Genomic DNA, 26967 nt, shown 5'->3' on the forward strand with positions numbered 1-26967 from the left:
AATCGGTGGTTCCTCTTCAGCTTGCTTGGAGCAACTGGCGCAGCCTGGGTTCCAGGAGGGTGAAGGCCTTGCCGCGGTGGCCGTGCTGCTTTTTCTCCGCCAACGGCATCTCCGCGAAGGTGCGGCCGGTTCCAGCAACTTCGAAGATCGGGTCGTAGCCGAAACCCTGATCTCCACGGGGTGCGGCCGTGATCAAGCCGTCGCAACGGCCTTCCACCTCCAGCAGGATCGTGCCGTCTGGGGCGGCAACGCACAGCGCGGCGCAGAAATAGGCCTGGCGTTGGTCTGAGCCGTTGAGGGCCTGAAGCAGCCGGGCAATGCGTTCCGGGTCGGTGGGGGCGTAGCGGGCGGAATGAACCCCCGGAGCTCCATCAAGCGCATCAACGCTTAGGCCTGAATCGTCGGCCAGGGCCCATTCCCCTGTTGCGGCGGCAACCGCTTGGGCCTTGAGCTGGGCATTGGCGGCAAAGGTGGTGCCCGTCTCCTCCACCTCCAAGCCTTCCCGCTGGGGTTGCACGCTGACAGGCAGGGACTGCAGCAGGCCCTGGAATTCCCGAATCTTGCCGGCGTTGCCGCTGGCGATCACAAGGGTCTTCATGCGGCCTCCGCGAACTGGCGGGCCCAGGCGAGCACCTCGTTCACCCGACTGGCATCAGGTCCTTCGCAGTAAAGCCGTAGCAGCGGTTCCGTGCCGGAGAAGCGCAGCATCAGCCAGTGGTTCGGACCCATTCTCAGTTTGATCCCGTCGGTGCTGATCACTTCCAGCACCTCGGCGCCGGCGACGCTCGAGGGCGTGCTCTGGGCCAGCAGCGTCTCGAGACGCCGGCGTGCCTCCATGTCGGCCAGGCGCAGGTCGAGTCGGTCGTAGTGACTGCTGCCACCGTGCTGTTGCTGGAGTGCATCCAGACGTGCACCCAGGGGTTGCTTCCCTTCCACCAGGGCTTCCAGCACCAGCATCGCCGCGAACAGGGCGTCCCGCTCGGGCAGGTGCATGCCGAAGCCGACACCACCGGATTCCTCGCCGCCGATCAGCACATCTCCGGCCAGCATCTCTGCGGCGATGTATTTGAAGCCCACCGCGAGTTCCAGAACCTTCCGCCCCTGGGCTTCCGCCACCAGCCGCATCAGATCCGAGCCACTCACGGTCTTGACAACGGCGCCCGGCAGCTGGCGGGCCCGGGCCAGGTGATCGATCAACAGGGGCATCAGCAGCTGGGTGCTGCAGAACCGGCCGGTTTCATCCACGGCGGCGATGCGGTCACCATCGCCATCGAACACCAGTCCCACGGCAGGGGTTCCGGCGGCGGTTGAGGCTTTCACCGCCGTGATCAACCCCCCGAGGTAGGGCGCCAGGGGTTCCGGCGGATGACCGCCGAACAAGGGATCTCGTTCGCTGCGGATTTCCTCCACAACGCCAGCGGCTTCAGGGCCGAGCAGCTCCGTCACACACCCGGCAGCTGATCCGTGCATCGGATCGACGATCACCTTGAGGTTGATGGCCTTGAGGCCCTCAACCAGGGCATTCAGGTCCAGCTTGCGGCGCAGCCCTTCGAGATGCTCGCCGCGTCCATCAAACCGGGGGACCTGCGCCTTGATCGGGGCCGTGATGCCGCCGGCAGCCAGACGTCGTTCCACGGCGGCCGTGAAGTCTCCCTCGACCGATCCACCAAAGGGGCCTTTTATCTTCAGCCCCAGCCATTCCGGGGGGTTGTGACTGGCGGTGATCACCAATGCTCCCAGGGCTTTGCGCTCCACCACGGCCCAGCTGCATGCCGGCGTGGGGACAGCGGTGTCGGTGAGCAGGGGTTCGAGTTCACAACCCCGCACAGCGGCCGCGATGGCTTCCGCCAGTTCTGGAGCCAGAAAGCGGCGGTCGTAACCGATTACCACCGTTCGGCTGCTGAGACCCTCGGGAGCGCGATGGGCGAGCTCTTGAGCCGCGGCGGCGGCAACGGGCAACAACCGCTCCACCGTGATGTCGACGCCTGTGATCCCGCGCCAGCCATCGGTACCGAACTTGATCGGAGCTGGACTCAGAGGGAGGGGAGCCGATGCCATGGCACAGCCTGCACTTCAGTGGATCTAGCAGCTGGCAGCCGTAGGGTCGGCGGATGGGTGACACCCCGCCTGCCGACAACGCTCTCACCGACCGGTTGCTGCGCAGTTGGCTGCGCTGCCGTCGTAAGGCCTGGCTCGACCGCCACGGCAATCCAGCCGAGCGGCGCTGGACGGCCCATCGCAATCTGCTGCTGGACGACCAGCAGCGCTGTTTTGTGGCCTTGCTGCCTCGCAAGCCTGGCCATGGCATCGCCGCCTGTGCTGCCGGTGCCGAGGCTGTGGTGGGTCTGCGCCTCAAGGGCCTTGGTCCATCCGGTGAGCCGTTGGAGGCACACCCTCCACTGCTGCGGCGGGTCAAGGGCCAGAGCCGCTGGGGTGACTTCGCCTACCAACCGGTGCTCGCCCGTCAGGGCCGCCGCACGACCCGGGAACACCAGCTGCCGCTGGCGCTGATGGCTCTGTTGCTTGAGCAGATTCAGCAGGGCGACGTTCCGTCCATGCTGGTGCTCGGCGGTGGTGGTCGGCGCCTGGAACAGGAGCGGCTGCATCTCTCCAGTGGTCTGCGCCGACAGCTGTCGGAGGGGCTGCGCAAATTGCACGCTGACCTCGAACGCCCTGTTCCTCCTCCGCTGGCCGCCGACCGGCGCAAGTGTTCACTTTGCAGCTGGCGTGTCGCCTGCAATGCGGTGGCGGTGGAGGAAGGACATCTGAGCGAGGTCAGCGGTATTGGGGCCAAGCGGCGCGAGATGTTGCTGGAGCTTGGGATTCGCGGCTTGTCCGATCTGGCCGCGGCTGATCCGTTGCAGCTCGCCGAGCGGCTGCAACGTTTTGGGGATCAGCACGGTGAGGTGGCCGCATCCCTGGTGGCTCAGGCCCGGGCGCAGCGCGATGGACGGGTGGAGCGTTTGAGTGCCTCAGCGGCGCTGCCGGAACTGCAGGACTGCCCGGGTGTGCTGCTCTACGACATCGAATCCGACCCCGACGCTCGTCACGACTTCCTTCACGGTTTTCTGGTGTTGCCCAGAACCCAAAGCGGAGACTGGGATCTGGCATCAGTGGCGTATCACCCGATCCTGGCCCTGGCGGAGCATGGTGAAGCCCGTTGCTGGCTGCGGCTGCAGCGGCTGCTGAATCGCTATCGGGGTTGGCCGATCCTTCACTACGGGGAGACAGAAAGCCTGGCCTTAAGGCGTATGGCTGAGCGGCAGGGTGCTGCAGAGGCTGAGGTGCTGCAGCTTCGTCAGCGGTTGGTGGATGTGCATGCCCGAGTGCGGCATTACTGGCGCCTGCCCCTGGCCAGCTATGGCCTCAAGGCCGTGGCCGCTTGGCAGGGGTTCCAATGGAGTCAGGCCGGTGTGGACGGGGCCCGGGCCCTGCTCTGGTGGCGGCAGTGGCAGGGGGAGGGACCCGATCGACGCGGCAACAGGTACGGACTGCGCTGGATCTTCGATTACAACCGCGACGACTGCTTGGCCACCTGGGCCGTTGCCGCTTGGTTGCTTGAACAGGATCAGGCGTCGGGATCCTGAAACGCCTCGGGTTGACGGATCTGGAGCTGTTCTCCGTTGGGACCTTCCAGCGTTGGACTGGCCAGGCACTGGCGGCGCACCAGGGCCAGCCCAAGCCAAGTGCCGTCGCGTTCGAGAGCACTAGTGATCACCCCTGCTCGCTCTCCCTCCAGCGTGAGCTTTGCCGTTGGCGAGAGTGCACTGCTGCAGCTCCAACGGCGCAGCTGTTGTTTCACTCCTGCCTGACCGATGAGTTTGGCCATGGTCTCCTGGCCGAGGTAGCAGCCTTTTTCCGTGCTGATCTGAGCGACGAGCCCCAGTTCCAGGGGATTGGTCTCGCCATTGAGTTCACCGGGGCCCGGGGGGAATCCGCTCTGGAGCCGCCATTGCTCCAGAGCCATCACGGTGGCAGCTTCTCCTGATGCCCAGGGCTCCGGCAGTTCCGCTTCCGCATCGCACCAGACTGCGGCAGCGTTGGGCTCAAGCCACTGCAGTCGGCGCAACTCAGCCAGGGGTTGGAGGCGAACCCGATCGGCTGGAAAAATCACCTGATCAAATCCAGCGTGAACGGCAGAGGCCTCTCCCGCCAGAACGATCACATCGGCTCCCTCTGCATCGAAACGAAGTTCCAGCACCGCCCGCAAGCGTCCCGTAGCGGTCAGCCAGCAGGTCTGAAGAAGATCGCCGGATTGGAGTGCGTTGAGGTCAGCACTGGTCTGCCCCTGAAGAAACTGGCGAGCTCCACTGCCGTTCAAGCGCAGCCAGGGCACCTGGGCGTCCCAAAACAACTTGCTCATGCCGGCACGAAGGCGGCGATTTCAGACAGCTTGTAAAGGCTGATCAGTTCAAGATTGTCTGCCGCCATGGCGGCGTCACCGCCTTCCTCACGGTCGACGATGGTGACAACACGGGTCACCTTGTAACCGGCGTCGCGCAGCTGACGCACTGCCTTCAGGGAGGAACCTCCTGTGGTCACAACGTCTTCCAGGACGGTGATCAGGGTCCCGGGGGCGGGTAGCGGACCTTCCAGCCAGGCCCCGGTGCCGTGGCCTTTGGCTTCCTTGCGCACGATCAGCGCATCAAGCTCACGACTTTGATCGGCGGCGGCCATGGCAACACCGCTCACCAGTGGGTCTGCTCCGAGGGTGAGACCAGCCACGGCCCGCGCATCGGCCTCCACGTGGGTGAGCATCGCTCGGCTGATCAGCGCCAGGCCGGAACCGCTCAGGCTCACGGGTTTGCAGTTCACGTAGTGCTCGCTCTTGCGGCCTGAAGCCAGGGTGAAGTCTCCGCGTCGGTAGGCCAGGGTGGCCAGACGGTTCAGCAGTTGCTCCCGCTCAGTCGGGACACTCGACGATTCAGACATGGGACTGGCCGCACTTCGCAGATGTCCTTAGTTTGCGCATAGAGCTGTTTCATTCGGTGCTGCTGCGGTCGTTTCTTGGCTCGAGCCTGCTCCTGCTCGTCGGCCCGTCGGTGCTGGCGGGTCCGTTGGTCTGCACCACCAGTGTCGAGGCCCCTCCGTCCGGCAGTGGTTCCGCCCCCGTCGAAGTCACGGTGTGCCACCCAATGGAGACCACCAGTGAGCTGATCAACCGTTGCTTTTACACCTGGACCTCGCCCATGGCCCGGGGCATGGACCCCCTGCATCAATTGACCGATGTTCTGGGGATTGCTGTCGGCGGCATCGAGGGAAATCGGTTCATGGGATTCGGCTTCCCCGACCAGACACTGGTATGGGATGGTTCGGCACTTCAGAACACGACGGGAGCTCTGCTGGAGGAGCAGAGTCCGCCGCTGCCGACGCGAACCCTGGACATCTCGAGCGGGTTCAACGGCAGCCTGGCGGCCACCGAGGTCAACGAATCCATGCCGGACGCGCCCATGGCGGACCACTTCCCCGACGCGACTTCCCTGTGGTAACAATCATTCGAGGGGGTCTAGCAATCTGGTGAATGCAGCGAACTCATAATTCGCCTAAGGCGAGTTCGATCCTCGCGACCCCCATTCCCCCCTGTTGATGCGGCTTCTTCTGCTGGCTGTTCTGCTCGCTCTGCCGGCCTTCTTCGCGGCTGCAGAGGTGGCCCTGCTGCGGCTTCGCCCAAGCCGCGTTGAAGTGCTGGTGGAGGAACAGCAGGCCGGGGCCCGTTCCATCCAGCGTCTCCAGCGACGCCTGCGGCGCGCTTTGCTGGTATCCCAATTGGGTGCAACCCTCGCTCTGGTGGCCCTTGGCTGGGCCGGCCGTGGTCTGGGGGGGCGGCTCTGGTCGGATGGGTCTGTGGGTGTCGTTTGGCGCGATACAGCCTTGTTTCTCAGCATTGTTCTGCTGGCCACGCTGGTGGCTGGTTTGCTGCCCAAGGCCTGGGTGTTGAACCGTCCGGAATCCTCGGCGCTTCGTCTGGCGCCGCTGCTGGAGGCGGTGATGCGCTGCCTGGCTCCCCTGCTCAACCTGCTTGAGGCGCTGGCGGGCCTGCTGATGCGCCTGCTCGGCCTGGCTCCCCAATGGGATGTGCTGGTGCCAGCCCTGTCAGCTGGTGAGCTGGAAACTTTGGTGGAATCCGGTCGGGTGACGGGTCTGTTCCCTGATGAGAAGAACATCCTGGAAGGGGTTTTCGCCCTGCGGGACACCCAGGTGCGGGAGGTGATGGTGCCGCGCTCGGGGATGGTCACCCTGCCGGCCACGGTCCGTTTCGCGGAAATGATGGAGGCGGTGCATCACACCCGTCATGCCCGCTTCCCGGTGATCGGCCAGTCGCTGGATGACGTGCGTGGCGTGCTGGATCTGCGCCAGATGGCCGAACCGATCGCACGGGGTGAGCTCCAGGCCGATTCGCTGCTCGAGCCCTATCTCCAGCCTGCGGTGCCCGTGCTGGAGACCTGCACGTTGGCGGAGCTGCTGCCGATGATCCGCAGTGGTCAGCCGCTGCTGCTGGTGGTGGATGAGCACGGCGGCACCGAGGGTCTGGTGACTGCAGCGGATCTCACCGGAGAAATCGTTGGTGATGAGGATCCCGGCGAGACCGATGAGCCGGATCTGCTCGAAGACAAGGACTACCCCGGTGCCTGGCTGGTGGCTGGAGATCTGGAGATCTTCGAGCTCAACCGGCAGCTCAATCTTGATCTCCCAGAGGCCGATGACCATCACACCCTGGCGGGCTTCCTGCTGGAACGGCTCCAGCACATTCCATCCGCGGGGGAAGGGCTGCATTTCAATGGCCTTCAGTTCGAGATCACAGCCATGGCAGGCCCGCGGATCGAGCGGGTCAGGCTTGTTCTCCCCAGCTCAGAAGAAGAATTCGACTGAAGGCCGATAGTCTTCCCTCAATCGACCGCCTGTGCTGATGTCTCCCGACCCCATGGTCCCAGTCAAGGTCGGGGTGATCGGCATCGGCAACATGGGTTGGCATCACGCTCGGGTGCTCAGTCTTCTGCGGGATGCCGATCTGGTTGGAGTCGCGGATCCGGATGCTGAGCGCGGCAAGCTCGCCACTGAGCAATTCGGCTGCCGCTGGTTCGCCGACTACTACGCCATGCTTTCGGAGGTGGAGGCCGTTTGCATCGCGGTTCCCACGGTGCTGCACCATCCCGTCGGTCTGGCCTGCCTGCGTGCGGGCGTACACGTTCTGATCGAAAAGCCGATTGCGGCAAGTCAGGATGAAGCCACCGCACTGATTGAGGCCGCTTCTGCGGCGGGATGTCTGCTGCAGGTGGGCCACATCGAGCGGTTCAACCCAGCCTTTCGTGAGCTCACCAAGGTGGTGGCCAACGAGGAGGTGGTGGTTCTTGAGGCCCGTCGCCACAGTCCCCACTCCGATCGGGCCAATGACGTCTCCGTGGTGCTGGATCTGATGATCCATGACATCGACCTCGTGCTGGAGCTGGCGAAGGCACCAGTGGTGCAGCTCGCCGCTGCCGGTGGTCGCAGTGCCGAAGGCCCGATCGATTACGTCAACGCCACGTTGGGTTTCAAGAACGGTGTTGTGGCCAGCCTCATGGCCAGCAAAATGAGCCACCGCAAAATCCGCAGCCTCAGTGCGCACTGCCGTTCGAGCCTGGTGGAGACGGACTTCCTCAACCACACTCTGCACATCCACCGCCGGGCCCATGAGTGGTATTCCGCCGATCATGGTGAGCTGCTCTATCGGAATGACGGCTTCATCGAGGAGGTGAGCACCACCTCGATCGAGCCGCTCTATGCCGAGCTCGAGCATTTTCTGCAGTGCGTGCGCGGCCGTGAGACCCCTGCGGTGGATGGTCTTCAGGCCTCGCGGGCTCTCAAGTTGGCAGACCTGATCGAGCAGGCCGTTGAACACCCGGATACGGGAGCGCCCCTGTGCGCACCGATCTGAGAGCTTTCTCTGGGATCACACCAGCCCCTGCTGTTCGGCCAGTTCCCGCAATGCCGTGACTTGCCAGCGGCGGCAATCACCGGGTGAGGAGCGATAAAACTGCCCCCAGGCCTGGGCCTTGTGTTGTGGGTAGTTCTCTGGACGTAGAGAGGGATGGCTCTGCTGCCAGCCGACCCGAACGGCATGACCGATCACCACATCGAGGGCCAGGTCATCCTCGAACCGCACCTCTGGATTGGCTTCGACGAAGGCCATCAGTGAAAGCAGGCATTCGCTGCAGAGTTGGCGGTATTCAGGTGCCTTGATCCGACTCAGCAAATGGTCGACCTGGGCGGCGAAATTGCGCTCCCCTGGCGTTTTCTCGAGAATGAGGCTGCTGTTGAGGCGATTGCGCCGTTCCAGCTTGTCGCCAATCACCAGGCCGCGGCAGTGCTGCAGCAGCGACCAGATCCCGGCATAGAAATCGCGGGGAACTTTTTGGAAGGATCCCAGGCGGATACGGTGTTGAAGCCAGTCCCCACCCCCAGGTGTTTCCTCCAAGGGGTCAGGCACTGACCACTGCACCCGGCCGCTCACGTGCAGCTGTTCGCCGCGTTGCAGGGCTGCTCTGGCATGGTCCACATCGGAGAGCACGCCGTGCAAGCGCTTGCGAATCGCGTGGGGTGCTTCGCTGCAGAGGGCTTCAAAGGCTTCGTCCTGACTGAGCATTTTCTCCACGGCCAGCTCTGATGTGAGCAGCAGCATCAGCTGCCCCAGCTGCAGGGTGAGGCTCCCCTTCAGCAGAGCTGGCTCCCGCCGCGCCACGCTATCGAGGGCGAGCAGTAGTTCCTGTTCGAGCATGCGCTCACGGCCGTCGATGCCGCTGGTGGTTTCAATCCGTTCGGCGATGGCGGCACTGTCCATCGGTTGACGAAGTCGGGAGTCGCCGGTGTAGTTGCGCCCCACCACCACCTGTTTCTGGCGCACGAGAAGATCGGTGAGGGCATCCTCGAGTTGGGGATGCACCATCCCCATGGCGCCAGCACAGCGCCGCACCACATTCCAGTCTTCACAACGCAAGCCCCGTTGATACACCTCCTCGAGCAGGTTGCGCAGGGCCACCGGATGACTCTCGGGGCTGTGTTGAATCTCCTGGCGGCCAAGACGCCGTTGCAGCAACTCGAGCACTTCGGCCTGTTCATGCAACAGCTCACTGCTCCAGAGGCGTTGACTCAACTGTTCGATCGGAGTGTCATCCAGCTCCTGCTCCTCTGCAGCGGTCAGATCCCGTAGATCGGTGGCATCGCGCAGAAGGGGCTGGGGTGGCTCGGTTGTTGGTACTGGTTTCTCCTCTAGCGCAGGCAGCTGCACCTCCTGCGCCTGATCCACAAGCTTGCTGAGGCAGCCCAAGTGCACGGGGATGCTTTCAATAACGCCGCTGCTGAGTTGCCGCGCCATTTTGAGGATGACGTCGCGATGCTGCTGGAGGGCCGCGTCGCGAATGGGTATCACCAGAAGGGGACATCCCACGCCGCACCAGTGCCGTTGCAGCAGATGCAGCTCGTCGATAACGGTCTCCAGCAGCTCCTCCGGGTCATCGGCCAGATAGCTGCTGACGTCTTCCAGCACGGACGGGGTGAACACCCTGATGACGCCGCCCTGGCGGTAAACCCGAGCTGCGTCCTCAGTTTCCACCCTGTGCCCGGGGCGCCCGGTGAGCTCAAGCCGTGGATTGGTGCCTGCAGCCTTCAACCGTTGCTTCAGCTCGTCGGATGACTGCACCGAAATCACTGAGGTTGGATCGATCGGCACCTCTGCAGCCAGCAGCTCCTGGCGCACAGCATCCGATTCGGGTGCCATCGCTACAAGAATTTTTTTGGCGCCGAGGGGCTCCGGCTCCCTACGGCCACAGGGGTCAATGTCTTCGGGGCAGATCAGATCGTCGAGCAGCATTTCCCCGAGCCAGACGAGGCTCTGGGTCCAGATCAGCGGCAGGTTGGTGTTGGCCACCCGCTTTTGGCTGCCGGGATTCATCCGTTCCTGCTCGATTGCACTGGCCGGGACCTGGTACAGCTCGGGATAGAGACGTTCTCCATCCTGTTCAACGGCCAGTGTCTTGAGCTGGCTGTGCAAGCGCCGGGCCTTGTCCCAGTTCTCCTCGCAGCATGTGGTGACCAGTTCGAAGGCCAGAAACAACGGCCACTCCGACTCGATCCCTTCAAAGACGGCGAGCTCCTCAGGTTCGTAGTGCAGGCGGGTGACGTCTTCCACCGCCGTCTGGTGACCATCCCGGAGAAAGCGTTTGTAGCCGTAGGCCCCACCGAGTTCACGTCGAATCCGACGGCCGGTACGCTCCACCAAGGCAGCGTCTTCCACCGCCCAGGCGGGATAACCAATCACCGAGAGGCATGCACTGTCGGCTTCCTTGCTGGCGGATTCCCTTGGCAAGAGTCCTTCCAGGGCTCGACGAAGGCGCACGATGGCCCCCTGGGGAATCAGCAGGACGCAGCTGCCGTCGCCATGGGGTCCGTAGAGGTCAAGCCCATCGAGTGCTTCCAGGGCTGCTTTGGCCATGCCGATTGAGCTGGCATTGCGCTCCGGCAAACCATGGTTGCCTTTGTCGCCCCGTTCCCAGATTCCGTAGTCCGGGGTGCGATAGGCCCTGGCGATGTAATGCACCAGGTTTTGGAGAAAATCCACCTCATCACGGCTTTGCACCACGGCGCAGCCGCCTTTGGTCAACTGCGCCAGCTGCAGCATGAACAGCGAGGTGGCATCCAGTTGAAGATGCCCCCAGGCGTCATCGGCTACCACCGGCTCGCCGGTGGTGCTGTCGTACTTGGCGTGGAGCGCGTCGAGGGGGTTGAGACTCTCTTTGAAGCGCTCCACCTTCCCGGCTTGCCGCATCATCGAGCGCAGCAGCCCGCGCATTAGGGCCACCACCCGCTGCTCCAGTTCCCAGGCACGCCGGCTGGTCTGCCCCTGCTGACGGCTGTGGGCCAGCGCCAGTCCCCAAACGCATTGCACCGAATAGACGCAGTCCCGCACCCAGGCATCTCCGTAGTTGCCATGGATGGTGTGGGCTGTGCTGGCGGGGAGCAGGCCACTGATCGGGTCCTGTCGATCGAGAACCACGCGTTGAATGGATTGATCCAGACGCTGAAGGCTTTTGGTTTGGTTCTCTTTGAGCATTCGCGTCGTCTTTAAGACCATGCCCCCACGTATTAACAACCCTAAATTCTTTGAGACAACACGCAGCCATGGACTTTGTCAGCACCGCTCCCGATGACCGTCGCCGCTGCCAGGTGCTCGGCGTGCCGGTTGATGCCTGTCGTGATGTCTGTGCTGCAGCCTTAGGTCTGCATGCCCGCGGCGGCGGACGCATCGTCACCCTCAACGCTGAGATGACGATGTCGGCCCGGGCCGATACCGCTTTGGGGCAGGCGATTCGAACAGCTGATTTGGTGATCCCCGATGGTGCGGGAGTGGTTTGGGCCTTGGGCCGTCAGCAGATCCGGGTCGTCAAAACGGCGGGCATCGAACTGGCCTGGACCTTGCTGGAGTACGCCGCAGCCCATCAATGGCGCGTGGCGCTGGTGGGGGCGACACCTGAGGTGATGGAAACTATGCGTGCGGAGTTGCCGCAACGGATCCGTGGCCTCTATCTGGCGCTCGCTGTCGACGGTTATCAAGCTCCTGAGGCCTGGCCGGGCCTTGAGGATCAGCTCAAGGCGTTGAAGCCGGATCTCGTTTTGGTGGCCCTGGGGGTGCCGCGCCAGGAAACCTGGGCGGAACGCGTGGCGGCCGGACAGCCAGGGTTATGGATGGGTGTCGGCGGCAGTTTTGACGTTTGGGCCGGTACTAAGAAACGTGCCCCCGCCTGGATGTGCCGGATGCAGCTTGAGTGGCTTTATCGGCTCATCCAGGAACCATCACGCTGGCTACGCATGCTGTCGCTGCCAGCGTTTGCTCTGAAGGTGATCCGGTTGGGCTGAGGCTTCAGCGGAAGCCCACAGAAGCCTGCCAAACGAAGGCCAGCAGCAGGAAGAAGACCGGGATCAACGGAAGAATGTCGATCAGCGGAGAGAAGGCCTGATAGGCCTCGGGCAGCTGTGCCAGCAGGTCGAGGGTGAAGGCGGCCATCCCTTGCATCAAAAAGGCGTTGGGCTGGACGCTACCACGTGTGATGGGCTGGCGAGTCTGGCTCCCAGGGAGCGAAATCCTCTGAAAAACAGCCGTCGCGGATGGCTTGTGCCATGGCTGAGGTGAAACGCACCAGCTGGGTGATGTTGTGAATGCTCAACAAGGTGAGGCCCAGCAGTTCCTCGCTGCGGATCAGGTGATGCAGGTAGGCCCGGGTGTGACCGGTGCAGGCCACGCAGGAGCAGCTCGGATCCAGGGGGGTGTGGTCGTGGCGGAAGCGGGCGTTGCGCAGGTTCCAGCGTTCGCCGCCCACCAGAACGGTGCCGTGACGGCCGAGTCGGGTGGGCAAGACGCAGTCGAACAGGTCGATCCCGTTGGCCACGGCAATGGCCATCTCACGCAGGGTGCCGATGCCCATCAAGTAGCGCGGTTTGTGTGAGGGAAGCAGGGGCGTGACATCCCGCACGATGCGATGCATCTCCTCTGCGGGCTCGCCAACGCTGACGCCGCCGACGGCAGTACCCGGCAGATCAAAGGAGGCAACGGCCATGGCACTTTCCCGTCGCAGATGGGGGAAACAGCCGCCTTGAACGATGCCGAACAGCGCTTGATCCTCGCGGGTGTGGGCTGTGACGCAGCGCTCGAGCCAGGCATGGGTGCGGCGACAGGCATCGATGACGTCGTTCTCCGTCGCCGGATAGGGCGGGCACTGGTCGAAGGCCATGGCCACATCCGCCCCAAGGGCCATCTGGATTTGGGTGGCATGTTCCGGAGTCATGTCGATGGTGCGTCCATCGCGGGGGTTTCGGAACACCACCCCACGGTCATCGATCTTGTTCAGGTCCCCCAGGCTGAACACCTGAAAGCCGCCGGAGTCGGTAAGCATCGGGCCGTTCCAGCCCATGAACCGGTGCAGGCCACCGGCCGCCGCCACGATCTCCTCGCCCGGTTGCAAGTGCAGGTGGTATGTGTTTGAGAGCACCATCTGGGCTCCCGTGCGCCCCAGTTGCTCCGTGCTGATGCCCTTGACGGTCGCCAGGGTTCCCACCGGCATGAAGCGTGGTGTGTTCACCGGCCCGTGCGGCGTCTCGAAGGTGCCGCACCGTGCTGATGTGTTGGCGCAATGCGCGTTGATCTCGAAGCCGAACACGACTGATCCGCCCCTGCAATGACCCTACGGTGAGGGCCGATTGCATCCATCGCGCCATTTCCAGGATCGTTCTGCCCTGGCTTTCCGATCTGGCGGGAGCCTGGATCTTCTACACGGTGCTGCCGCCATGGCCCTGGCCGCAGCCGTCGTTTCAGCGCATTGCCCGCTTCGCCCCCTGGATGGGGCTGCTGATCGGTGCACTGCAGGGGCTGCTCTGGATCGGTCTGTCCAGGCTCGCTTGGCCTCCGGCGGCCTGTGCCCTTTGCGTGGTGGCTCTCGGCATCCAACTCAGTGGTGGGTTGCACCACGACGGCCTGATCGACACGGCGGATGGCCTCGGGGCGCCAGCGGAGCGGCGGCTCGAGGCGATGGAGGACAGCCGGGTGGGCGCCAGTGGTGTGCTGGCTCTCGTGATTGTGCTGCTGCTGCAGGTTGCGGCATTGATTCAGCTGGGGGGGCAGGCGCCGCTCGGGCTGTGCCTGGCTGCGTTCTGGGCTCGCGTGGCACCGCTCTGGGCCATGGCACGTTTCAACTACCTCCGCGCTGATGGAACCGCGGCGTTTCATCGCGATAACGGCAGGCCGCTCTGGGATGCCCTGCCCTCACTTCTTGTGGTTGTTGCGTTGGCCGGTTGGGTGCGGCCCCTGCCCCTTCTTCTGGGAGGCGTGGTGGCGATCCTGGTCGCCCAGAGCCTTGGGCGACGCCTGGGGGGGCACACCGGTGACAGCTATGGAGCGGTTCTTGTGCTCACCGAGATGATCACGTTGTTGGGTCTGGCTTTGCTTCTGCCGGCCAGCTGAGCACGAATGCGTTGCCCTGAGCGGGCAGATCCGGAGCGATCGTGGAAGGCTCCACGCAGAGCGTGAGCTTGCGGCCCTGCTGCTCCGCCAGGGAGCGTGCCAAAGCGAGGCCAAGGCCGGTGCCCGCTCGGTCGTGCCCGGTGGACCCCCGTGCTCCTCGCTCGAAAATCAGCTCGCGCTCCTCCAGGGGGATCGGCGGCCCGTTGTCCCAGACGCAGAGCCCGTCGGGCAACAGGCACAGCCCCACGCTGCAGCCCGCTGGGCTGTAACGGAAGGCATTTTCAAGGAGGTTGGCGACGATCTCCGCGATCGTTCCGTCCTGGGACGGTTGATCAATCCACTGGGGCCACAGGTCGGGACCCCGCCAGGGGCGGCCCTGCAGGCTTGCCGTCGCTTCTGCCCGCTCCAGCAGAGGCATCAGCAGGGTTTGCATGGTTGCCTCACCTTCGGCAGGGCCGGGGGGCAACAGGGTGGGGCCAAGGGGTTCCTGTTGGGGAAGACGTTGCTGCCCGAGGCCTTCGAGCACGTCGATGTACTGGCCGAGTTGGCGTTGCTCCGAGAGCATTCCCTCCACGAGTGGACGGTGGGAGCTGTCGGCTTCGAGCCGCCGCAGCAGCAGTTGGGCGTAGGTGCGCAGGGCAGCCAGTGGGTTGCGCAGCTGATGCACGAGGGTGCGCAGCTGATCGTTTTGTTGGTTGAGTTCCTGGCGAAGTTGCAGGCATTCCAGGTCACGCCCCAGGGCGTGGCTGATGGCGGCGGCACTGCGCCGCATCCGTTGGTCCAGGGTCTGCGTCCAGCTCCGCTGGGGATCCAGGTCCGCGCGCAGGGCTCCCAGGATTAGGCCGGCATCCTGGAGGGGATACCAGCGCCGGCTCTCGTGAGGCAGGCGCAGGTTCGGGTCTGCGTCGGCAGGGGGGAGCGATCGTTCATTGGCCGACCATTGCCGGATCAGCAACAAGGGCGGGCCTTGCTGATTGGGTGGCGCACTGACGTACAGCCCCAGATGCTGAATGCCTTCTTTGGCGGTTAGATCAACAAGCTGTTGATCGGTGAAATCGAAGAATCGATCGGTGAGCTGCATCAGATCCGGACGATCAATTCAGGCGCTTGCGCAAGCCTGCGCCAGGGGGACTTGAAAAATCTGGGAAAAGTCTTAAGATCCTTTTATCGACCGAAGCGCTGTTCAATGTGAACAGGCGCCCGCCAGCTCTCACAAAGGTTGCAATCGCTTTGCGACCAAAGCTACAGCAGAGGTTGCAGTGTCCTCCGCTGGTTCCTGCTTGGGTGTTGGTGTCCTGCCGGTGATTGTGGTGTGTCTGCAATTGCCCCGACGCTTCCCTCGCGTCTGGCGTTTTCGTGCCGACGGCGCCTGTTTGTTCTGACGATCCACCCTCTTCCTCTCGTACCGGAGCCCTTCCATGTCCAAGAAGCGCAAGCGCATTAGCCGTCGTCGCCTGGCAGGCCAGCGGGTTTTGGCCCACGTGCCTACCCATCACCTCGAAACCGGTGAGTACAAGCCCGTGACGGCCGCTCGTCGTTACATCGCTGAGGGTGGACTGGTGCCTCCGGCGTTGCTGAATGTCCGCCGCAATGAGCACACCACCGACCGCTTCTTCTGGGGAGAGAAGGGTCTGTTCAGCGCTCAATACGCCGAGGAGAATCACTTCCTCTTCCCCTCATTGCGCACGATTGTTGATTCCATCGGTGAAGACAAGCTCTTCGAGGGGCTCGAGCTTGGCGCTGATGATTGGGAGGAAATGGAGGAGTACGAATACGCCTTCGTTTGATCAGGCGTTCTCCAGAACACGCTCGATAAACATCAGGATCGGCTTCACCGTCTCATCGGGGATAGTGTGGCCGTTTTTGAATTGGAGCGTCTGACATTGATTGGGCTGCAACTGCGCAGCGATCAATTGCATCGCCTGGAACGGCACCACGGGATCGTCTGAACCATGCATCAGCAGCACAGGGGGGTGTTGCTGGCGTGGAGCCCAGTTGGGGTGCGGATAGCCGCTGCAGCTGATCACTCCTGCGATGGGCAGGGCGCAGCCGCCCTCCAGAGCCATGGCACCTCCCTGGGAAAAGCCGAACACCACGGTTCTTTCAAGCCCAAGACCTGATCTGCTCAGGCTCTGAAGTTGGGCCTTCAGGCGCTCAACGGCCGCGGGCACGGCATCCCACTGGGCTGGGAACAGGCCATACCACTGGCGTCCTCCCGGTTGGTAGGGATGGAGCTCAGGAGCCTCCAGGCACACCACATCAAGGGTTTTGGAGCACTCGCGCGCAAGGCGATCGCTTAGGGGCTTGAGATCCTCTCCGTTGGCTCCCCAGCCGTGGAGCAGCACCAGCCGGCCATCCATGGGGCATGAACATCACTGCTGCGTAGGTTGGCTCACGACCCAGTCACGACCCTTCGATGGCTCCTGTCGCTCTGCTGAGTGTTTCCGATAAGTCCGGGCTGGTGCCCCTGGCGGAGGCCCTGCATCGGACCCATGGCTATCAGCTGCTCTCCAGTGGGGGCACGGCCAAGGTGCTCGAGCAGGCCGGCCTACCGGTGACCCGTGTGTCGGACCACACCGGGGCTCCAGAAATTCTTGGCGGTCGTGTGAAAACGCTCCATCCAAGGGTGCATGGCGGGATTTTGGCCAAGCGGGGTGACGCGTCTCACCAGGCCGATCTTGAGCAGCAGAACATCGCCCCCATCGATATGGTGGTGGTCAACCTCTATCCCTTCCGCGAAACGATTGCGCGGCCTGACGTCACCTGGGATCAGGCGATCGAGAACATCGACATCGGTGGCCCTGCCATGGTGCGGGCGGCCGCCAAGAATCACGCCGATGTGGCTGTCCTCACCAGTCCTGACCAATACGACCGTCTGTTGACCGCCATGGCGGAGTCGGGCGGGAGCGTGCCTTCGGCGCTGCGGCGCCAACTGGCCCTTGAAGCGTTCAATCACACCGCGTCGTACGACACCGCCATCGGCCGCTGGATGGCCGAGCAAGCCACCGCAAAAGGCTGCCCCTGGTTGGAGGCGGTGCCGCTGCGGCAGACCCTGCGGTATGGCGAAAATCCCCACCAGAAAGCGCGCTGGTTCAGCCATCCCAAACAGGGTTGGGGTGGTGCCATTCAGCTGCAGGGCAAGGAGCTGAGCACTAACAACCTTCTGGATCTCGAGGCGGCCCTCGCCACGGTGCGGGAGTTCGGCTACGGAGCCGACGGCTCCGCACCGGCGTCGCAACCCGCGGCCGTGGTCGTCAAGCACACCAATCCCTGTGGCGTGGCCGTCGGAGCTTCGATGCCTGCAGCACTGACGCGGGCCCTGGATGCCGATCGGGTGAGTGCCTTCGGCGGCATCATCGCCATGAACGATGTGGTGGAAGCAACGGCGGCCCGTGAGCTCACCAGCCTGTTCCTGGAATGCGTCGTGGCACCAGGTTTCACGCCCGAAGCGCGGGAGGTGCTGGCGGCCAAAGCCAATCTGCGCTTGTTGGAACTGGCTCCGCAGGCCATTGATGTGGCTGGCCCCGATCACGTGCGGAGCATTCTGGGTGGTCTCCTGGTTCAGGATCTCGATGACCAGGCGATCACGCCGACCGACTGGACCGTGGCCAGCCAGCGGCCGCCCACACCCCAGGAAAAGCTGGACCTTGAATTTGCCTGGCGTTTGGTGCGTCACGTGCGCTCCAACGCCATCGTTGTTGCCAAGGATGGGCAGAGCCTTGGCGTGGGTGCCGGGCAGATGAATCGCGTGGGCTCCGCGCGGATTGCCCTGGAAGCTGCAGGTGAGAAAGCGCAGGGAGCCGTTCTGGCAAGTGATGGCTTCTTCCCGTTTGACGACACAGTGCGTCTGGCTGCCAGCCAGGGCATCACCGCAGTGATTCATCCCGGCGGGAGCATGCGCGATGGCGATTCGATCAAAGCTTGCGATGAGCTCGGCCTGGCGATGCAGCTCACGGGGCGCCGTCATTTCCTGCATTGACGCTGGTGGGGGCCGCCGGCCCCCTAGCCTCGCGGGACTGAAGAGTCCCCTTCAATGCTCGCCACCCTCCCCTTCAGCCTCAATTTCGCTCACCCCTTAGCGGAGTGGGGCCTGCTCGCCGTTGGTGGTTGGGCTCTTTACCTGGGGATCAAGGCCAAGAAAACCCGCACCGGCACCCCCGAACAGCGCAAAGAACTGGTGCCGAAAAAGTTCGCCCAGCGCCATTACCTCTGGGGCAGCATCCTGCTGGCCGTGATGACCCTCGGCACGCTGGGTGGCATGGCGGTCACCTATTTGAACAACGGCAAGTTGTTTGTCGGTCCGCACCTGCTGGTGGGTCTGGCCATGACTGGGATGATCGCCGTCGCCGCTTCGCTCTCACCCCTGATGCAGCGGGGCAATGTGATTGCGCGCAAGGCTCATGTGGGCCTGAACATGGGCATGCTCACGCTGTTCCTTTGGCAGGCCGTCAGCGGCATGGAGATCGTCAACAAGATCTGGGCCAACCGCTGAAGATCCTTCAGAAGGCTGCCCGCTGACGGGGTGGGCAGCTGAGGCCATGGGCCGCATGAAAGTCCTCCTGCACCTTCCAGGTCAGCCGTCGTGAAATCTGGCGCACAATCTGCTTGAGCAGATGATCACCACTGCTCTGGACCAACTGATCCGGGAGCATGGTGATCACCTTGGGCAGACGGATCCAGACCTTGAGATCCAGGTCCCATTGCACGGATGTTTGCTCCTGTTCGGGGACCAGGTGCATCCCGGCGCGGAAGTCGACGTCGTAGTGATGGCGCAGGCCCAGGGATTGCGGCACGGTCCGCACCGTTTCGATCCGGTAGATCCCTTCCTGCTGTGGCAGCAGTCGCAGAGCGATCGTGGGCTCCACTTCGAAACCGAAGTTGCCGAACTTCCCCAGGGTGAGGCTGTAGGACTGCTGATCGATCGCCTCGACCTGCATCGGGCTGGCGCAACGTTCAAACCAGCTCTGATGGTCATCCAGGTAGCGAGCGACCACCGCTTGGGGTGCCAGCATCTGCATCGAATCCTCGAAGAGGCTGCTGTAGCAGCGCACCTGCGGGTCGGCACCGTGCAGCTGATTGTCGGTTTCAGTGGACGACAAGACCGTCACGGATGGGGAGCTGCCGGCGGAGGGCGATTAAAGATGAACCAATGTAAAGCTCTCTGCGCTTCAGTTTTCGCTCAATTGCATCAGTTTTTCGATCACCTCTTCCACCGCCCGATCCGGGGTTGAGGCACCGGAGGTGATGCCCACCCGAACGGGGCCCTCAGGCAGGAAATCGCCCTCACGACAGAGGTCGGCTGCCAGTGGTTTGTGCTCGATTGAATTGCTGCCGACGTCGATGCGCTCGGGCGTGTCGATGTGGAACGAGCGAATGCCGCGGCTGACAGCAATCTCCTGCAGGTGGGTGGTGTTGGAGGAGTTGAAACCACCGATCACCACCATCAGATCTAGGGGTTCATCCACGAGGGAGAACATGGCGTCCTGACGTTCCTGGGTGGCGTCGCAGATGGTGTTGAAGGCCAGGAAGTGGTCGTTCAGCTGAGTCGGACCGTATTTGCTCAGCATGGTGCGTTCGAACAAGCGTCCGATCTCCTCGGTCTCGCTCTTCAGCATCGTGGTCTGGTTGGCCACCCCCAGACGTTCGAGGTCCCGATCGGGATCGAACCCTGGGGAGCAGGCTTTGGCAAAGCGTTTGATGAAGTCCTCACGGTCACCGTTGCCGAGGATGTAATCGGCGACGTACTGGGCTTCCTCCAGATCGAGCACCACTAGATAGGTGCCAGCAAATGAGCTGGTGGCCAATGTTTCCTCGTGCTTCACCTTGCCGTGAATGATCGAGGTAAAGGTGTGCTTTTTGTGTTTCTCCACGGTGTTCCACACCTTGGAGACCCAGGGACAGGTCGTGTCAACGATGTGGCAGCCCCGTTCATTCAGCAGCTGCATTTCCTGAACGGTGGCACCAAAGGCCGGCAGGATCACCACGTCACCGGAGGTGACGCCTGAGAAGTCCTTCACTCCCTGTTCGACAGGGATGAACTGCACATCCATTTCCCTGAGGTGATCATTCACGGAAGGGTTGTGGATGATCTCGTTCGTGATCCAGAGACGCTCGCTGGGGTAGTGCTTGCGGGTCTCGTAGGCCATCGCTACGGCCCGTTCAACACCCCAGCAGAAGCCGAAGGCTTCCGCCAATCGGACGTTGAGCCGGCCGTGTTCCAGTCGGTAGCCGTTGTCCCGGATCGTGCCGATCAGGCCGCTCTGGTAGGCCTGCTCAAGGCTTTCCGCCACTTCCTCGGCGCGCCCGAAGCCTCGCCGGTTGTAACGCTCGGAATGGTGGAGGGAGCGCTTGAAGGCGTGGGTGTCCATGGAGGGCGCTGGAGTGGGGCAACTCTATGTGGCCTGAAGCAGCGCTTCAGGCAGTAAAAAAGCCCGGCCAGTCGGCCGGGCTTGAGATCAGCAATTGATCCGAAGAGGAATCAGTTGTTGGTGGTGGAGAAACCGGCGTAGGCCTCCATGCCGTGTTCGCCGATGTCTAAACCTTCGGACTCTTCCTGTTCGGTGACGCGGATGCCGCCGAATAGGGAGCCGATGATCGACCAGGCGATGAAGCAGGTGACCACAGTCCAGATGGCGTAGGCAGCAGCACCCAGAGCCTGGATGCCGAGCTGCTCAACGCCACCTCCGACCAGCAGGCCGAGGCCGGAGCCATCGCCTTGGACGTCGTAGCCCCAGAGACCGATCACGATCGTGCCCCACACGCCGCACACACCGTGCACGGAGAAGGCGCCAACTGGATCGTCAATGCCTGAGGCATCGAGAGCGGCGACGGAGAAGACGACGATGATGCCGCCCACCACGCCAGCCACCCAGGAGCCAGTCAGGGTGAGGTTGCCGCAACCGGCAGTCACGCTCACCAGGCCAGCCAGGATGCCGTTGATGATCATGGTGAGATCAGGCTTCTTGGAGGTCATCGTGGAGATCACCGTGGCGCCGATGGCACCGCCGGCTGCGCCGAGGGTGGTGGTAACGGCCACATAGGGGACCCACTGGTCCATGGCCAGCTGGGATCCGGGGTTGAAGCCGTACCAGCCAATCCAGAGGATCAGAGCGCCAAGGGTGGCGATGGACATGTTGTGGCCAGGGATGGCCTGAACCTTGCCGTCGACGTACTTGCCGATGCGGGGTCCGAGCAGCATGGCGCCAACGAGGCCGGCCCAGGCGCCAACGGAGTGGACGATCGAGGAACCAGCAAAGTCGATGAATTCGACGCTGCCAACACTGTTGAGCCAGCCACCGTTCCATTCCCAGCTGCCAGCAACTGGATAGATGAAGGCGGTGAGGACCAGGGCGAAGATCACGAATTCGCCGAACTTGATCCGCTCAGCCACGAGACCGGAAACGATCGTGGCGGCGGTTCCGGCGAAGGCCGCCTGGAAAAGGAAATCAACGGTGGGAACCAGGCCTGCATCGCTGATGGTCTCAGCGGTGACGGTCGGGTCGAAGAAGAGGCCCCCGAAATACAGCCAGCCGTCGATGACGGAGTCGCCGTACATCAAGGAGTAGCCCACGAACCAGTAGGCGGTCACCGCGAGGGCGAACACGAACAGGTTCTTGGCGAGGATATTGACGGCATTTTTTTGCCGGCACATGCCTGCTTCGACCATGGCGAAGCCGGCATTCATAAAGATCACCAGGATGGTGGCGACCAGAAGCCAAAGGTTGTTGGCCAGGAAAGCGGCGGAGAGCTCAGGAAGCTCTTCGGCTTTGGCCGATAGGGTGAAGATGCCAAGGCCCATGAGCGCCAGGGGCGCACAGGCGAGCCAGGTCATGGCACGGTTGGAGCTAAAGCCCCGGATGCTCTTCAGGAGCAGCATCGGGCCTTCCAGGAGGCTGGCCTCCTGCAGGGTTTTGCGCCGCTTTTGCGGTGGCGCGTGGAATGCAGTTGTCATGAACGAGGGTGCAGAGCTGCGTGACACGCCCAGTTGTAACTAGGCGAACCAGCCTACGCTGCACGTCAGTCTCGTCTTTCTATGTTCGATCTGCTACCAAAATCAACCTAGGTCGACTAGGCGAGTCCCCTGCCAGTGCACCGCATCGGCGCTGAAGCTGAAACAACAAGGCAGAACCTCCACGCCACTGTTGGTGGCCTGGCGAAACAGTTCCCCGTAGCGCGGATCGGCGCTGTCGCCTGGAGCAAAGGCAGTCACGTCCGGCCGGCTTAGGCAGGGCACCAGCACTGCCCGCGCATCCGGAAGCACCCCCATCAGCTCAATCAGATGCTTTTGCCCCCGTTCAGTCACCGTGTCGGGGAATAGGGCCGTGCTGCCGTCGGTCCAGGTGGTGTTCTTCACCTCCAGGTAGATCGGACGTTGATCGGGGTTCTGCTCGGCCGGCGTCAGCAGGAGGTCGATCCGGCTGCGCTTGTTGGTGCCGTAAGCCACCTCAGCGCGGATCCTTGCAATGGCGCCCAGTTGAGCCTCCAGGCACCCAGCTTCGACCGTGGCGCGAATCAGGCGGTTGGGCAGGGCTGTGTTGATGCCCACCCAGCAATGTTGGCCATCGGCACCTGGCACTTCGGCTTGCTCCCAGGTCCAGGCCAGCTTGCGTTTGGGGGAGGGTGCGTAGCGCAGACGCACCCGTTGGCCAGGGATCAAGACTCCCGTCATCGGGCCGGTGTTGGCGCAGTGGGCGGTAACGGTCTCGCCGCTGCTCAGCTCCACATCGGCCAGGAAGCGTTTGTAGCGCTTCAGCAGCACGCCCTCTGTCAGAGGTTCAAAGCGCAGCAGGGCATCGCCCGGAGAGGAAAGGCCAGTCATGGCAGCAGCCGAGATTGGCCCATGGTCTCGTGTGGTGCCTCCACAATGCGCCCAATGCTGGGGGCCGAATGGCGCGTTCACTGAAGGGGATCGCACTGGTGGTGACCCTCGGCACCCTGCTGAGCAAGGTGGGTGGCCTGATTCGGCAGCTGGTGATCGCAGCGGCCTTCGGGGTGGGCGCGGCTTATGACGCCTACAACTACGCCTATGTGCTGCCTGGATTTCTGCTGATCCTGCTGGGAGGGATCAATGGCCCCTTCCACAGCGCCATGGTGAGCGTGCTGAGCCGGCGCCCACGGGCCGAAGGAGCCCATATCCTTGCGGCGCTCAACACCAGCGTCAGTGCTCTGTTGCTGATGGTCACCATCGTTCTGGTGCTGGCGGCGGATCCTCTGATCACCCTTGTGGGCCCTGGCCTTGCCCCCGAGCTTCACGCCATCGCACGGTTGCAGCTGCAGGTGATGGCGCCGATGGCGCTGCTGGCCGGACTGATCGGGTTGGGTTTTGGATCCCTCAACGCCGCCGATGAATTCTGGATTCCGGCGATTTCTCCGCTGATGTCCAGCGGCGCCTTGATCATCGGGGTTGGATTGCTCTGGTGGCAGCTCGGTGCTGACATCGCCTTGCCGTCTGCCGCCATGGCCGGGGGTGTGGTGCTCGCCTTGGCCACGTTGGTGGGGGCTTTGCTGCAGTGGCTGATCCAGCTGCCGGCGTTGATCCGGCAGGGGTTGGCCCGTTTTCAACTGGTCTGGGACTGGAGGCACCCGGGGGTGCGCGAGGTGTGGCGTGTGATGGGGCCGGCGACGCTGTCGTCCGGGATGCTGCAGATCAATGTGTTCACCGATCTGTTCTTCGCCTCCGGGATTCTCGGCGCGGCGGCGGGTCTGGGCTACGCCAATTTGCTGGTGCAAACGCCCCTGGGTTTGATCTCGAATGCACTGCTGGTGCCCCTGCTGCCCACCTTCGCCAGGCTCACGGCGCCGGAAGATCGTCCGCAGCTGATCGATCGGATCCGCCAGGGGTTGATGCTGTCTGCGGCATCGATGATTCCCCTGGGGGGGCTTTTCATCGCCTTGGGTGGCCCCATCGTCGCCCTGGTTTACGAGCGCGGTGCTTTCGATGCGTCAGCCGCCCAGTTGGTGACGGGTTTGCTGATGGCCTACGGCCTGGGCATGCCGGCCTACCTAGGCCGGGATGTGCTGGTGCGTGTCTTCTATGCCCTGGGGGATGGGACGACGCCTTTTCGGCTCTCGCTGGCGGGGATTGGTCTCAACGTGATTTTTGACTGGCTGCTGGTTGGTGGTCCGACCCCTTGGGGGAATCAGTCCCCGTTCAATTTCGGTGCACCCGGGCTGGTGCTTGCCACGGTTGCCATCAACCTGCTCACCTGCTTCGCCCTGATGCTGGGTCTGCAGCAACGCATTTCAGGACTGCCGCTACGGCGTTGGGGGATGGACCTTCTGAGGCTAGCCATCGCAGGCGTGCTGGCAGCGGGGGGCGCCGGGATCATCGTGACCTTTGTGTCCTGGCCCGCAGGGTTGCTGGGCCTGCTGTTTCAGGTGGGTGCCCCTGGCTTGCTGGGTTTGGCGTTGTTTGCCTTAATCGGTGCACAGCTTCAGGTGCCGGAGGTGCGTGAGATCACGCAGTTGGTGATGGGCCGATTCAGGGCTCGCTGAGACGAACATCGAGTTCTTCACGCACCTGGATGGGCAACTCCAGCTGTTCGCGACCCACGAGTTGAGGGCCCTGAACAGACACAATCCGGGCCTCGATGCCGAACTCTTTAAACGCGGTTTCCAGTTCCTGAATCAGGGCTTTCTCAACTTGAGCCTCTGCATCTACCACCCGGCCGATCAGCCGTTCACCCAGGCGGCCAATGCGTTGGCGCACCAATTCTCTTGAGTTGGTGACTTCAATGATCAGCACACCAACCGCGGCGGATGGAGTGCAACCTTATCCGCAGTACGGCTCGAGGATCTCCTCAAGATCCCTCAGCTGGGCTGGGGGGATCAGCTTGGAGAGGGGAAGTTGACTCGCCCCACCCGCCAGAGGCACCTTGACGGCGTCGAGGGCCTGCCGTGCTGCCACCTCAGCACCTTGATTTACGCGGGCACTGCATTCGATCGCCAGGGCTGAGGCCAGGTCGGCATCGCCGAGGTACAGATGCCAACCGCTGATTTGAACGTAGAGGCGGTCAGCCAAAGCACTCTGAAGGTCTTGCAGGTCGCTGGCGGAGAGGGACATCAGCCCAGGGAGATCGCGGTGTGGATTGCCTCCATGCTGGCTTTATTCCTCAGGCTTGGGTCGCTGAAGAATTACCCAAATCAACTGGCCCAGCCACAGGGTTGCCCAGAGGCTGGTGATCCAGGTCAGGCTCCCGCCAGGGAAGGGGTGGCGCATCTCCTGCAGAAACCAGCCGCCGCTGTTCACCGCAGCGAACACGCCGCCGTGCAGGCACAGGTTCACGATGCGCTCGAAATGCCGGTAGGTCGGATCCTCAGGGTCAGCGGGGCCGTACCAGCGGATCGGCATTGCTCGGGCTCAGAAACACCTGAATCCTGACGCGCCCCGCACCCGGTTGACGAGCGGACCCTCGATGGGGTCTGATGGTTTGGCGCAAGCGCTTGTAGCTCAGCGGATTAGAGCATCTGACTACGGATCAGAGGGTCGGGAGTTCGAATCTCTCCAGGCGCGTTTCAACTGTCCCCGATGGGCAGTTTTTTTTTTGGTTGATCGGTCGAGCTGATCGCTGCGGTTTCTTACGATTGGCCAAAGCTTTACTGACATTCCATGAGCCAGGCCTCTGGACGCGCCATCGACGCTGATCTGGCTCAGTCGGATCCCGACATCGCTGCGTTCATCAACCAGGAACGGCAGCGTCAGGAAACCCACCTCGAGCTGATCGCATCGGAGAACTTTGCGTCCCGTGCGGTGATGCAGGCCCAGGGTTCCGTTCTCACCAACAAGTACGCCGAGGGTCTGCCCAGCAAGCGGTACTACGGCGGTTGTGAACACGTTGATGCCATTGAAGAGCTGGCCATCGAGCGGGCCAAGCAGTTGTTTGGTGCCGCTTGGGCCAATGTGCAGCCCCACAGCGGTGCCCAGGCCAACTTCGCGGTTTTCCTGGCGCTGCTACAGCCTGGCGACACGATCATGGGGCTCGATCTGTCCCATGGAGGTCACCTGACCCATGGTTCCCCGGTCAACGTCAGCGGCAAGTGGTTCAACGTCGTCCAGTACGGCGTCGACAAGGAGACCCAACGCCTTGATATGGAGGCGATCCGCCAGCTGGCTTTGGAGCACAAGCCGAAGCTGATTGTCTGTGGCTACTCCGCGTATCCACGCACCATCGACTTCGCCGCCTTCCGCGCCATCGCTGATGAAGTGGGTGCCTATCTGCTGGCCGACATGGCCCACATCGCCGGCCTCGTGGCCGCTGGAGTGCATCCCAGCCCTGTCCCCCACTGCGATGTGGTGACCACCACCACCCACAAGACCCTGCGCGGTCCCCGCGGCGGCTTGATCCTCTGCCGCGATGCCGAGTTCGCCAAAAAGTTCGACAAGGCCGTGTTCCCTGGCAGCCAGGGCGGCCCTCTGGAGCACGTGATCGCTGCTAAGGCTGTGGCCTTCGGGGAAGCACTGCAGCCTTCGTTCAAGGCCTATAGCCAGCAGGTGGTTGCCAATGCGGCAGCCCTCGCTGAACAGCTGATCGCCCGCGGCATCGATGTCGTCAGCGGCGGCACCGATAACCACGTGGTGCTGTTAGACCTGCGTAGCATCGGGATGACTGGAAAAGTGGCTGATCTGTTGGTGAGTGATGTGCACATCACGGCCAACAAGAACACCGTTCCCTTCGACCCTGAATCGCCCTTCGTCACCAGTGGCCTGCGATTCGGAACAGCTGCGCTCACCACCCGTGGTTTCGATTCGCAGGCTTTCCGGGAGGTCGCCGATGTGATTGCCGACCGTCTTTTCAATCCTGAGGATGATGCGATTCGTCAGCGTTGCCTCGACCGGGTGGGTGCTCTATGTGAGCGCTTCCCCCTCTACGCCGACAGCAAGCACAAGCAGCCTGTTCTGGTGTGAGGCCTGGCTCAGGCTCTACAGGGGTCTGGCCGATGTCTGGTGGATGGGTTGGAGGCTCTTTAGGATTGAGATGACT

28 protein-coding genes and 2 tRNA genes are annotated in these 26967 nt (G+C 63.0%); 14 read left to right on the plus strand and 16 right to left on the minus strand.

The window, feature by feature from the left end; translation table 11 throughout:
• Positions 1 to 16: 16 nt before the first annotated feature.
• Together rdgB and SYNCC9605_RS01130 are read right to left on the minus strand one after the other, a co-directional pair.
• Positions 17 to 598, minus strand: coding sequence for an RdgB/HAM1 family non-canonical purine NTP pyrophosphatase (gene rdgB / locus SYNCC9605_RS01125; protein ID WP_011363258.1), 582 nt, complete (start codon positions 596 to 598; stop codon positions 17 to 19).
• Complete coding sequence (locus tag SYNCC9605_RS01130) at positions 595 to 2058, minus strand: phosphoglucomutase/phosphomannomutase family protein (RefSeq protein ID WP_011363259.1); 1464 nt, start codon at positions 2056 to 2058, stop codon at positions 595 to 597. Before SYNCC9605_RS01130 ends, rdgB begins: the two co-directional genes overlap by 4 nt.
• A 53-nt stretch (positions 2059 to 2111) precedes the next feature.
• On the opposite strand from SYNCC9605_RS01130, the gene SYNCC9605_RS01135 reads away from it, so the two are divergent.
• On the plus strand, positions 2112 to 3587 hold the full coding sequence (locus SYNCC9605_RS01135) for a TM0106 family RecB-like putative nuclease (protein ID WP_011363260.1): 1476 nt from the start codon (positions 2112 to 2114) through the stop codon (positions 3585 to 3587).
• Here the strand turns inward: SYNCC9605_RS01135 and SYNCC9605_RS01140 are convergent.
• Positions 3569 to 4363 carry a hypothetical protein gene (locus SYNCC9605_RS01140; protein ID WP_011363261.1) on the minus strand — a complete coding sequence of 265 codons (795 nt, stop codon included), beginning with the start codon at positions 4361 to 4363 and terminating at the stop codon, positions 3569 to 3571. The two genes, SYNCC9605_RS01135 and SYNCC9605_RS01140, sit on opposite strands and share 19 nt — an antisense overlap.
• Positions 4360 to 4932, minus strand: coding sequence for an orotate phosphoribosyltransferase (pyrE, locus tag SYNCC9605_RS01145; RefSeq protein ID WP_011363262.1), 573 nt, complete (start codon positions 4930 to 4932; stop codon positions 4360 to 4362). Before pyrE ends, SYNCC9605_RS01140 begins: the two co-directional genes overlap by 4 nt.
• Before the next feature lie 56 nt (positions 4933 to 4988).
• Between pyrE and SYNCC9605_RS01150 the strand changes: the two genes are divergently transcribed.
• The 4 genes from SYNCC9605_RS01150 to SYNCC9605_RS01160 all read left to right on the plus strand — a co-directional run bounded on the left by SYNCC9605_RS01150 (position 4989) and on the right by SYNCC9605_RS01160 (position 7915).
• The gene (locus tag SYNCC9605_RS01150; protein ID WP_198002462.1) at positions 4989 to 5489 is read left to right on the plus strand and encodes a hypothetical protein; all 501 of its coding nucleotides are present in this window, start codon (positions 4989 to 4991) and stop codon (positions 5487 to 5489) included.
• A gap of 11 nt (positions 5490 to 5500) precedes the next feature.
• Positions 5501 to 5573 (plus strand) — tRNA-Ile (locus tag SYNCC9605_RS14410).
• 13 nt (positions 5574 to 5586) lie between these two features.
• Positions 5587 to 6870, plus strand: coding sequence for a hemolysin family protein (locus tag SYNCC9605_RS01155; RefSeq protein WP_011363264.1), 1284 nt, complete (start codon positions 5587 to 5589; stop codon positions 6868 to 6870).
• Between the two features lie 37 nt (positions 6871 to 6907).
• Entirely contained in the window at positions 6908 to 7915 is a 1008-nt protein-coding gene (locus SYNCC9605_RS01160; protein WP_011363265.1) for a Gfo/Idh/MocA family protein, read from the plus strand.
• A gap of 15 nt (positions 7916 to 7930) precedes the next feature.
• On the opposite strand, the gene SYNCC9605_RS01165 is transcribed toward SYNCC9605_RS01160, so the two are convergent.
• Positions 7931 to 11107, minus strand: a complete 3177-nt coding sequence (locus tag SYNCC9605_RS01165; RefSeq protein WP_011363266.1) for a glycoside hydrolase family 15 protein — start codon at positions 11105 to 11107, stop codon at positions 7931 to 7933.
• Positions 11108 to 11154: 47 nt separating this feature from the next.
• Between SYNCC9605_RS01165 and SYNCC9605_RS01170 the strand changes: the two genes are divergently transcribed.
• Positions 11155 to 11889 carry a WecB/TagA/CpsF family glycosyltransferase gene (locus SYNCC9605_RS01170; protein ID WP_011363267.1) on the plus strand — a complete coding sequence of 245 codons (735 nt, stop codon included), beginning with the start codon at positions 11155 to 11157 and terminating at the stop codon, positions 11887 to 11889.
• 4 nt (positions 11890 to 11893) lie between these two features.
• On the opposite strand, the gene SYNCC9605_RS01175 is transcribed toward SYNCC9605_RS01170, so the two are convergent.
• Both SYNCC9605_RS01175 and tgt read right to left on the minus strand, forming a co-directional pair.
• The gene (locus SYNCC9605_RS01175) at positions 11894 to 12037 is read right to left on the minus strand and encodes a photosystem II reaction center protein K (RefSeq protein WP_025362038.1); all 144 of its coding nucleotides are present in this window, start codon (positions 12035 to 12037) and stop codon (positions 11894 to 11896) included.
• Positions 12038 to 12068: 31 nt separating this feature from the next.
• Positions 12069 to 13187 carry a tRNA guanosine(34) transglycosylase Tgt gene (gene tgt / locus SYNCC9605_RS01180; protein WP_011363268.1) on the minus strand — a complete coding sequence of 373 codons (1119 nt, stop codon included), beginning with the start codon at positions 13185 to 13187 and terminating at the stop codon, positions 12069 to 12071.
• Positions 13188 to 13216: 29 nt separating this feature from the next.
• Here tgt and cobS point away from each other — a divergent pair, with 29 nt between their 5' ends.
• Entirely contained in the window at positions 13217 to 13987 is a 771-nt protein-coding gene (cobS, locus tag SYNCC9605_RS01185; RefSeq protein WP_011363269.1) for an adenosylcobinamide-GDP ribazoletransferase, read from the plus strand.
• Here the strand turns inward: cobS and SYNCC9605_RS01190 are convergent.
• Positions 13947 to 15068 (minus strand): sensor histidine kinase, encoded by a 1122-nt coding sequence (locus tag SYNCC9605_RS01190; protein ID WP_011363270.1) that lies wholly within the window; start codon positions 15066 to 15068, stop codon positions 13947 to 13949. The genes cobS and SYNCC9605_RS01190 overlap by 41 nt on opposite strands.
• Positions 15069 to 15246: 178 nt before the next feature.
• Between SYNCC9605_RS01190 and SYNCC9605_RS15325 the strand changes: the two genes are divergently transcribed.
• Both SYNCC9605_RS15325 and SYNCC9605_RS01195 read left to right on the plus strand, forming a co-directional pair.
• Complete coding sequence (locus SYNCC9605_RS15325) at positions 15247 to 15369, plus strand: hypothetical protein (RefSeq protein ID WP_257929819.1); 123 nt, start codon at positions 15247 to 15249, stop codon at positions 15367 to 15369.
• 36 nt (positions 15370 to 15405) lie between these two features.
• Positions 15406 to 15774 (plus strand): DUF3155 domain-containing protein, encoded by a 369-nt coding sequence (locus SYNCC9605_RS01195; RefSeq protein WP_011363271.1) that lies wholly within the window; start codon positions 15406 to 15408, stop codon positions 15772 to 15774.
• On the opposite strand, the gene SYNCC9605_RS01200 is transcribed toward SYNCC9605_RS01195, so the two are convergent.
• Positions 15775 to 16347 (minus strand): alpha/beta hydrolase, encoded by a 573-nt coding sequence (locus SYNCC9605_RS01200; protein ID WP_011363272.1) that lies wholly within the window; start codon positions 16345 to 16347, stop codon positions 15775 to 15777.
• Between the two features lie 56 nt (positions 16348 to 16403).
• Here SYNCC9605_RS01200 and purH point away from each other — a divergent pair, with 56 nt between their 5' ends.
• Both purH and SYNCC9605_RS01210 read left to right on the plus strand, forming a co-directional pair.
• On the plus strand, positions 16404 to 17966 hold the full coding sequence (purH, locus tag SYNCC9605_RS01205; protein WP_011363273.1) for a bifunctional phosphoribosylaminoimidazolecarboxamide formyltransferase/IMP cyclohydrolase: 1563 nt from the start codon (positions 16404 to 16406) through the stop codon (positions 17964 to 17966).
• A 54-nt stretch (positions 17967 to 18020) separates the two neighbouring features.
• A complete protein-coding gene (locus SYNCC9605_RS01210) occupies positions 18021 to 18479 on the plus strand; it encodes a DUF4079 domain-containing protein (protein ID WP_011363274.1) in 459 nt (152 codons plus the stop codon).
• Between the two features lie 7 nt (positions 18480 to 18486).
• Here the strand turns inward: SYNCC9605_RS01210 and SYNCC9605_RS01215 are convergent, their stop codons facing one another.
• From SYNCC9605_RS01215 to sfsA, 4 genes are all read right to left on the minus strand, one after another.
• Positions 18487 to 19095, minus strand: a complete 609-nt coding sequence (locus SYNCC9605_RS01215) for a DUF1997 domain-containing protein (RefSeq protein ID WP_041434335.1) — start codon at positions 19093 to 19095, stop codon at positions 18487 to 18489.
• A gap of 60 nt (positions 19096 to 19155) precedes the next feature.
• On the minus strand, positions 19156 to 20355 hold the full coding sequence (locus SYNCC9605_RS01220; RefSeq protein WP_011363276.1) for a 4-hydroxy-3-methylbut-2-enyl diphosphate reductase: 1200 nt from the start codon (positions 20353 to 20355) through the stop codon (positions 19156 to 19158).
• A 110-nt stretch (positions 20356 to 20465) separates the two neighbouring features.
• Positions 20466 to 21938 (minus strand): ammonium transporter, encoded by a 1473-nt coding sequence (locus tag SYNCC9605_RS01225; RefSeq protein WP_011363277.1) that lies wholly within the window; start codon positions 21936 to 21938, stop codon positions 20466 to 20468.
• 102 nt (positions 21939 to 22040) lie between these two features.
• Positions 22041 to 22805: a DNA/RNA nuclease SfsA gene (sfsA, locus tag SYNCC9605_RS01230; protein ID WP_011363278.1), complete on the minus strand. Its 765-nt coding sequence runs from the start codon at positions 22803 to 22805 to the stop codon at positions 22041 to 22043.
• A 68-nt stretch (positions 22806 to 22873) separates the two neighbouring features.
• Here sfsA and murJ point away from each other — a divergent pair, with 68 nt between their 5' ends.
• Positions 22874 to 24481, plus strand: coding sequence for a murein biosynthesis integral membrane protein MurJ (gene murJ, locus SYNCC9605_RS01235; protein ID WP_011363279.1), 1608 nt, complete (start codon positions 22874 to 22876; stop codon positions 24479 to 24481).
• Here the strand turns inward: murJ and SYNCC9605_RS01240 are convergent.
• From SYNCC9605_RS01240 to SYNCC9605_RS01250, 3 genes are read right to left on the minus strand one after another with little or no spacing between them, the layout of a single operon-like run.
• Complete coding sequence (locus SYNCC9605_RS01240; RefSeq protein ID WP_011363280.1) at positions 24468 to 24731, minus strand: hypothetical protein; 264 nt, start codon at positions 24729 to 24731, stop codon at positions 24468 to 24470. The genes murJ and SYNCC9605_RS01240 overlap by 14 nt on opposite strands.
• Positions 24732 to 24758: 27 nt before the next feature.
• Complete coding sequence (locus tag SYNCC9605_RS01245) at positions 24759 to 25049, minus strand: DUF3181 family protein (RefSeq protein ID WP_011363281.1); 291 nt, start codon at positions 25047 to 25049, stop codon at positions 24759 to 24761.
• 42 nt (positions 25050 to 25091) lie between these two features.
• Positions 25092 to 25337: a hypothetical protein gene (locus SYNCC9605_RS01250; RefSeq protein WP_011363282.1), complete on the minus strand. Its 246-nt coding sequence runs from the start codon at positions 25335 to 25337 to the stop codon at positions 25092 to 25094.
• A gap of 88 nt (positions 25338 to 25425) precedes the next feature.
• On the opposite strand from SYNCC9605_RS01250, the gene SYNCC9605_RS01255 reads away from it, so the two are divergent.
• Positions 25426 to 25499, plus strand: a tRNA-Arg gene (locus SYNCC9605_RS01255).
• A 96-nt stretch (positions 25500 to 25595) separates the two neighbouring features.
• The gene (gene glyA, locus SYNCC9605_RS01260) at positions 25596 to 26891 is read left to right on the plus strand and encodes a serine hydroxymethyltransferase (RefSeq protein ID WP_011363283.1); all 1296 of its coding nucleotides are present in this window, start codon (positions 25596 to 25598) and stop codon (positions 26889 to 26891) included.
• Positions 26892 to 26967 lie beyond the last annotated feature (76 nt).

The organism is Synechococcus sp. CC9605, from assembly GCF_000012625.1.
In the GTDB taxonomy this organism is placed as follows: Bacteria; Cyanobacteriota; Cyanobacteriia; order PCC-6307; family Cyanobiaceae; genus Parasynechococcus.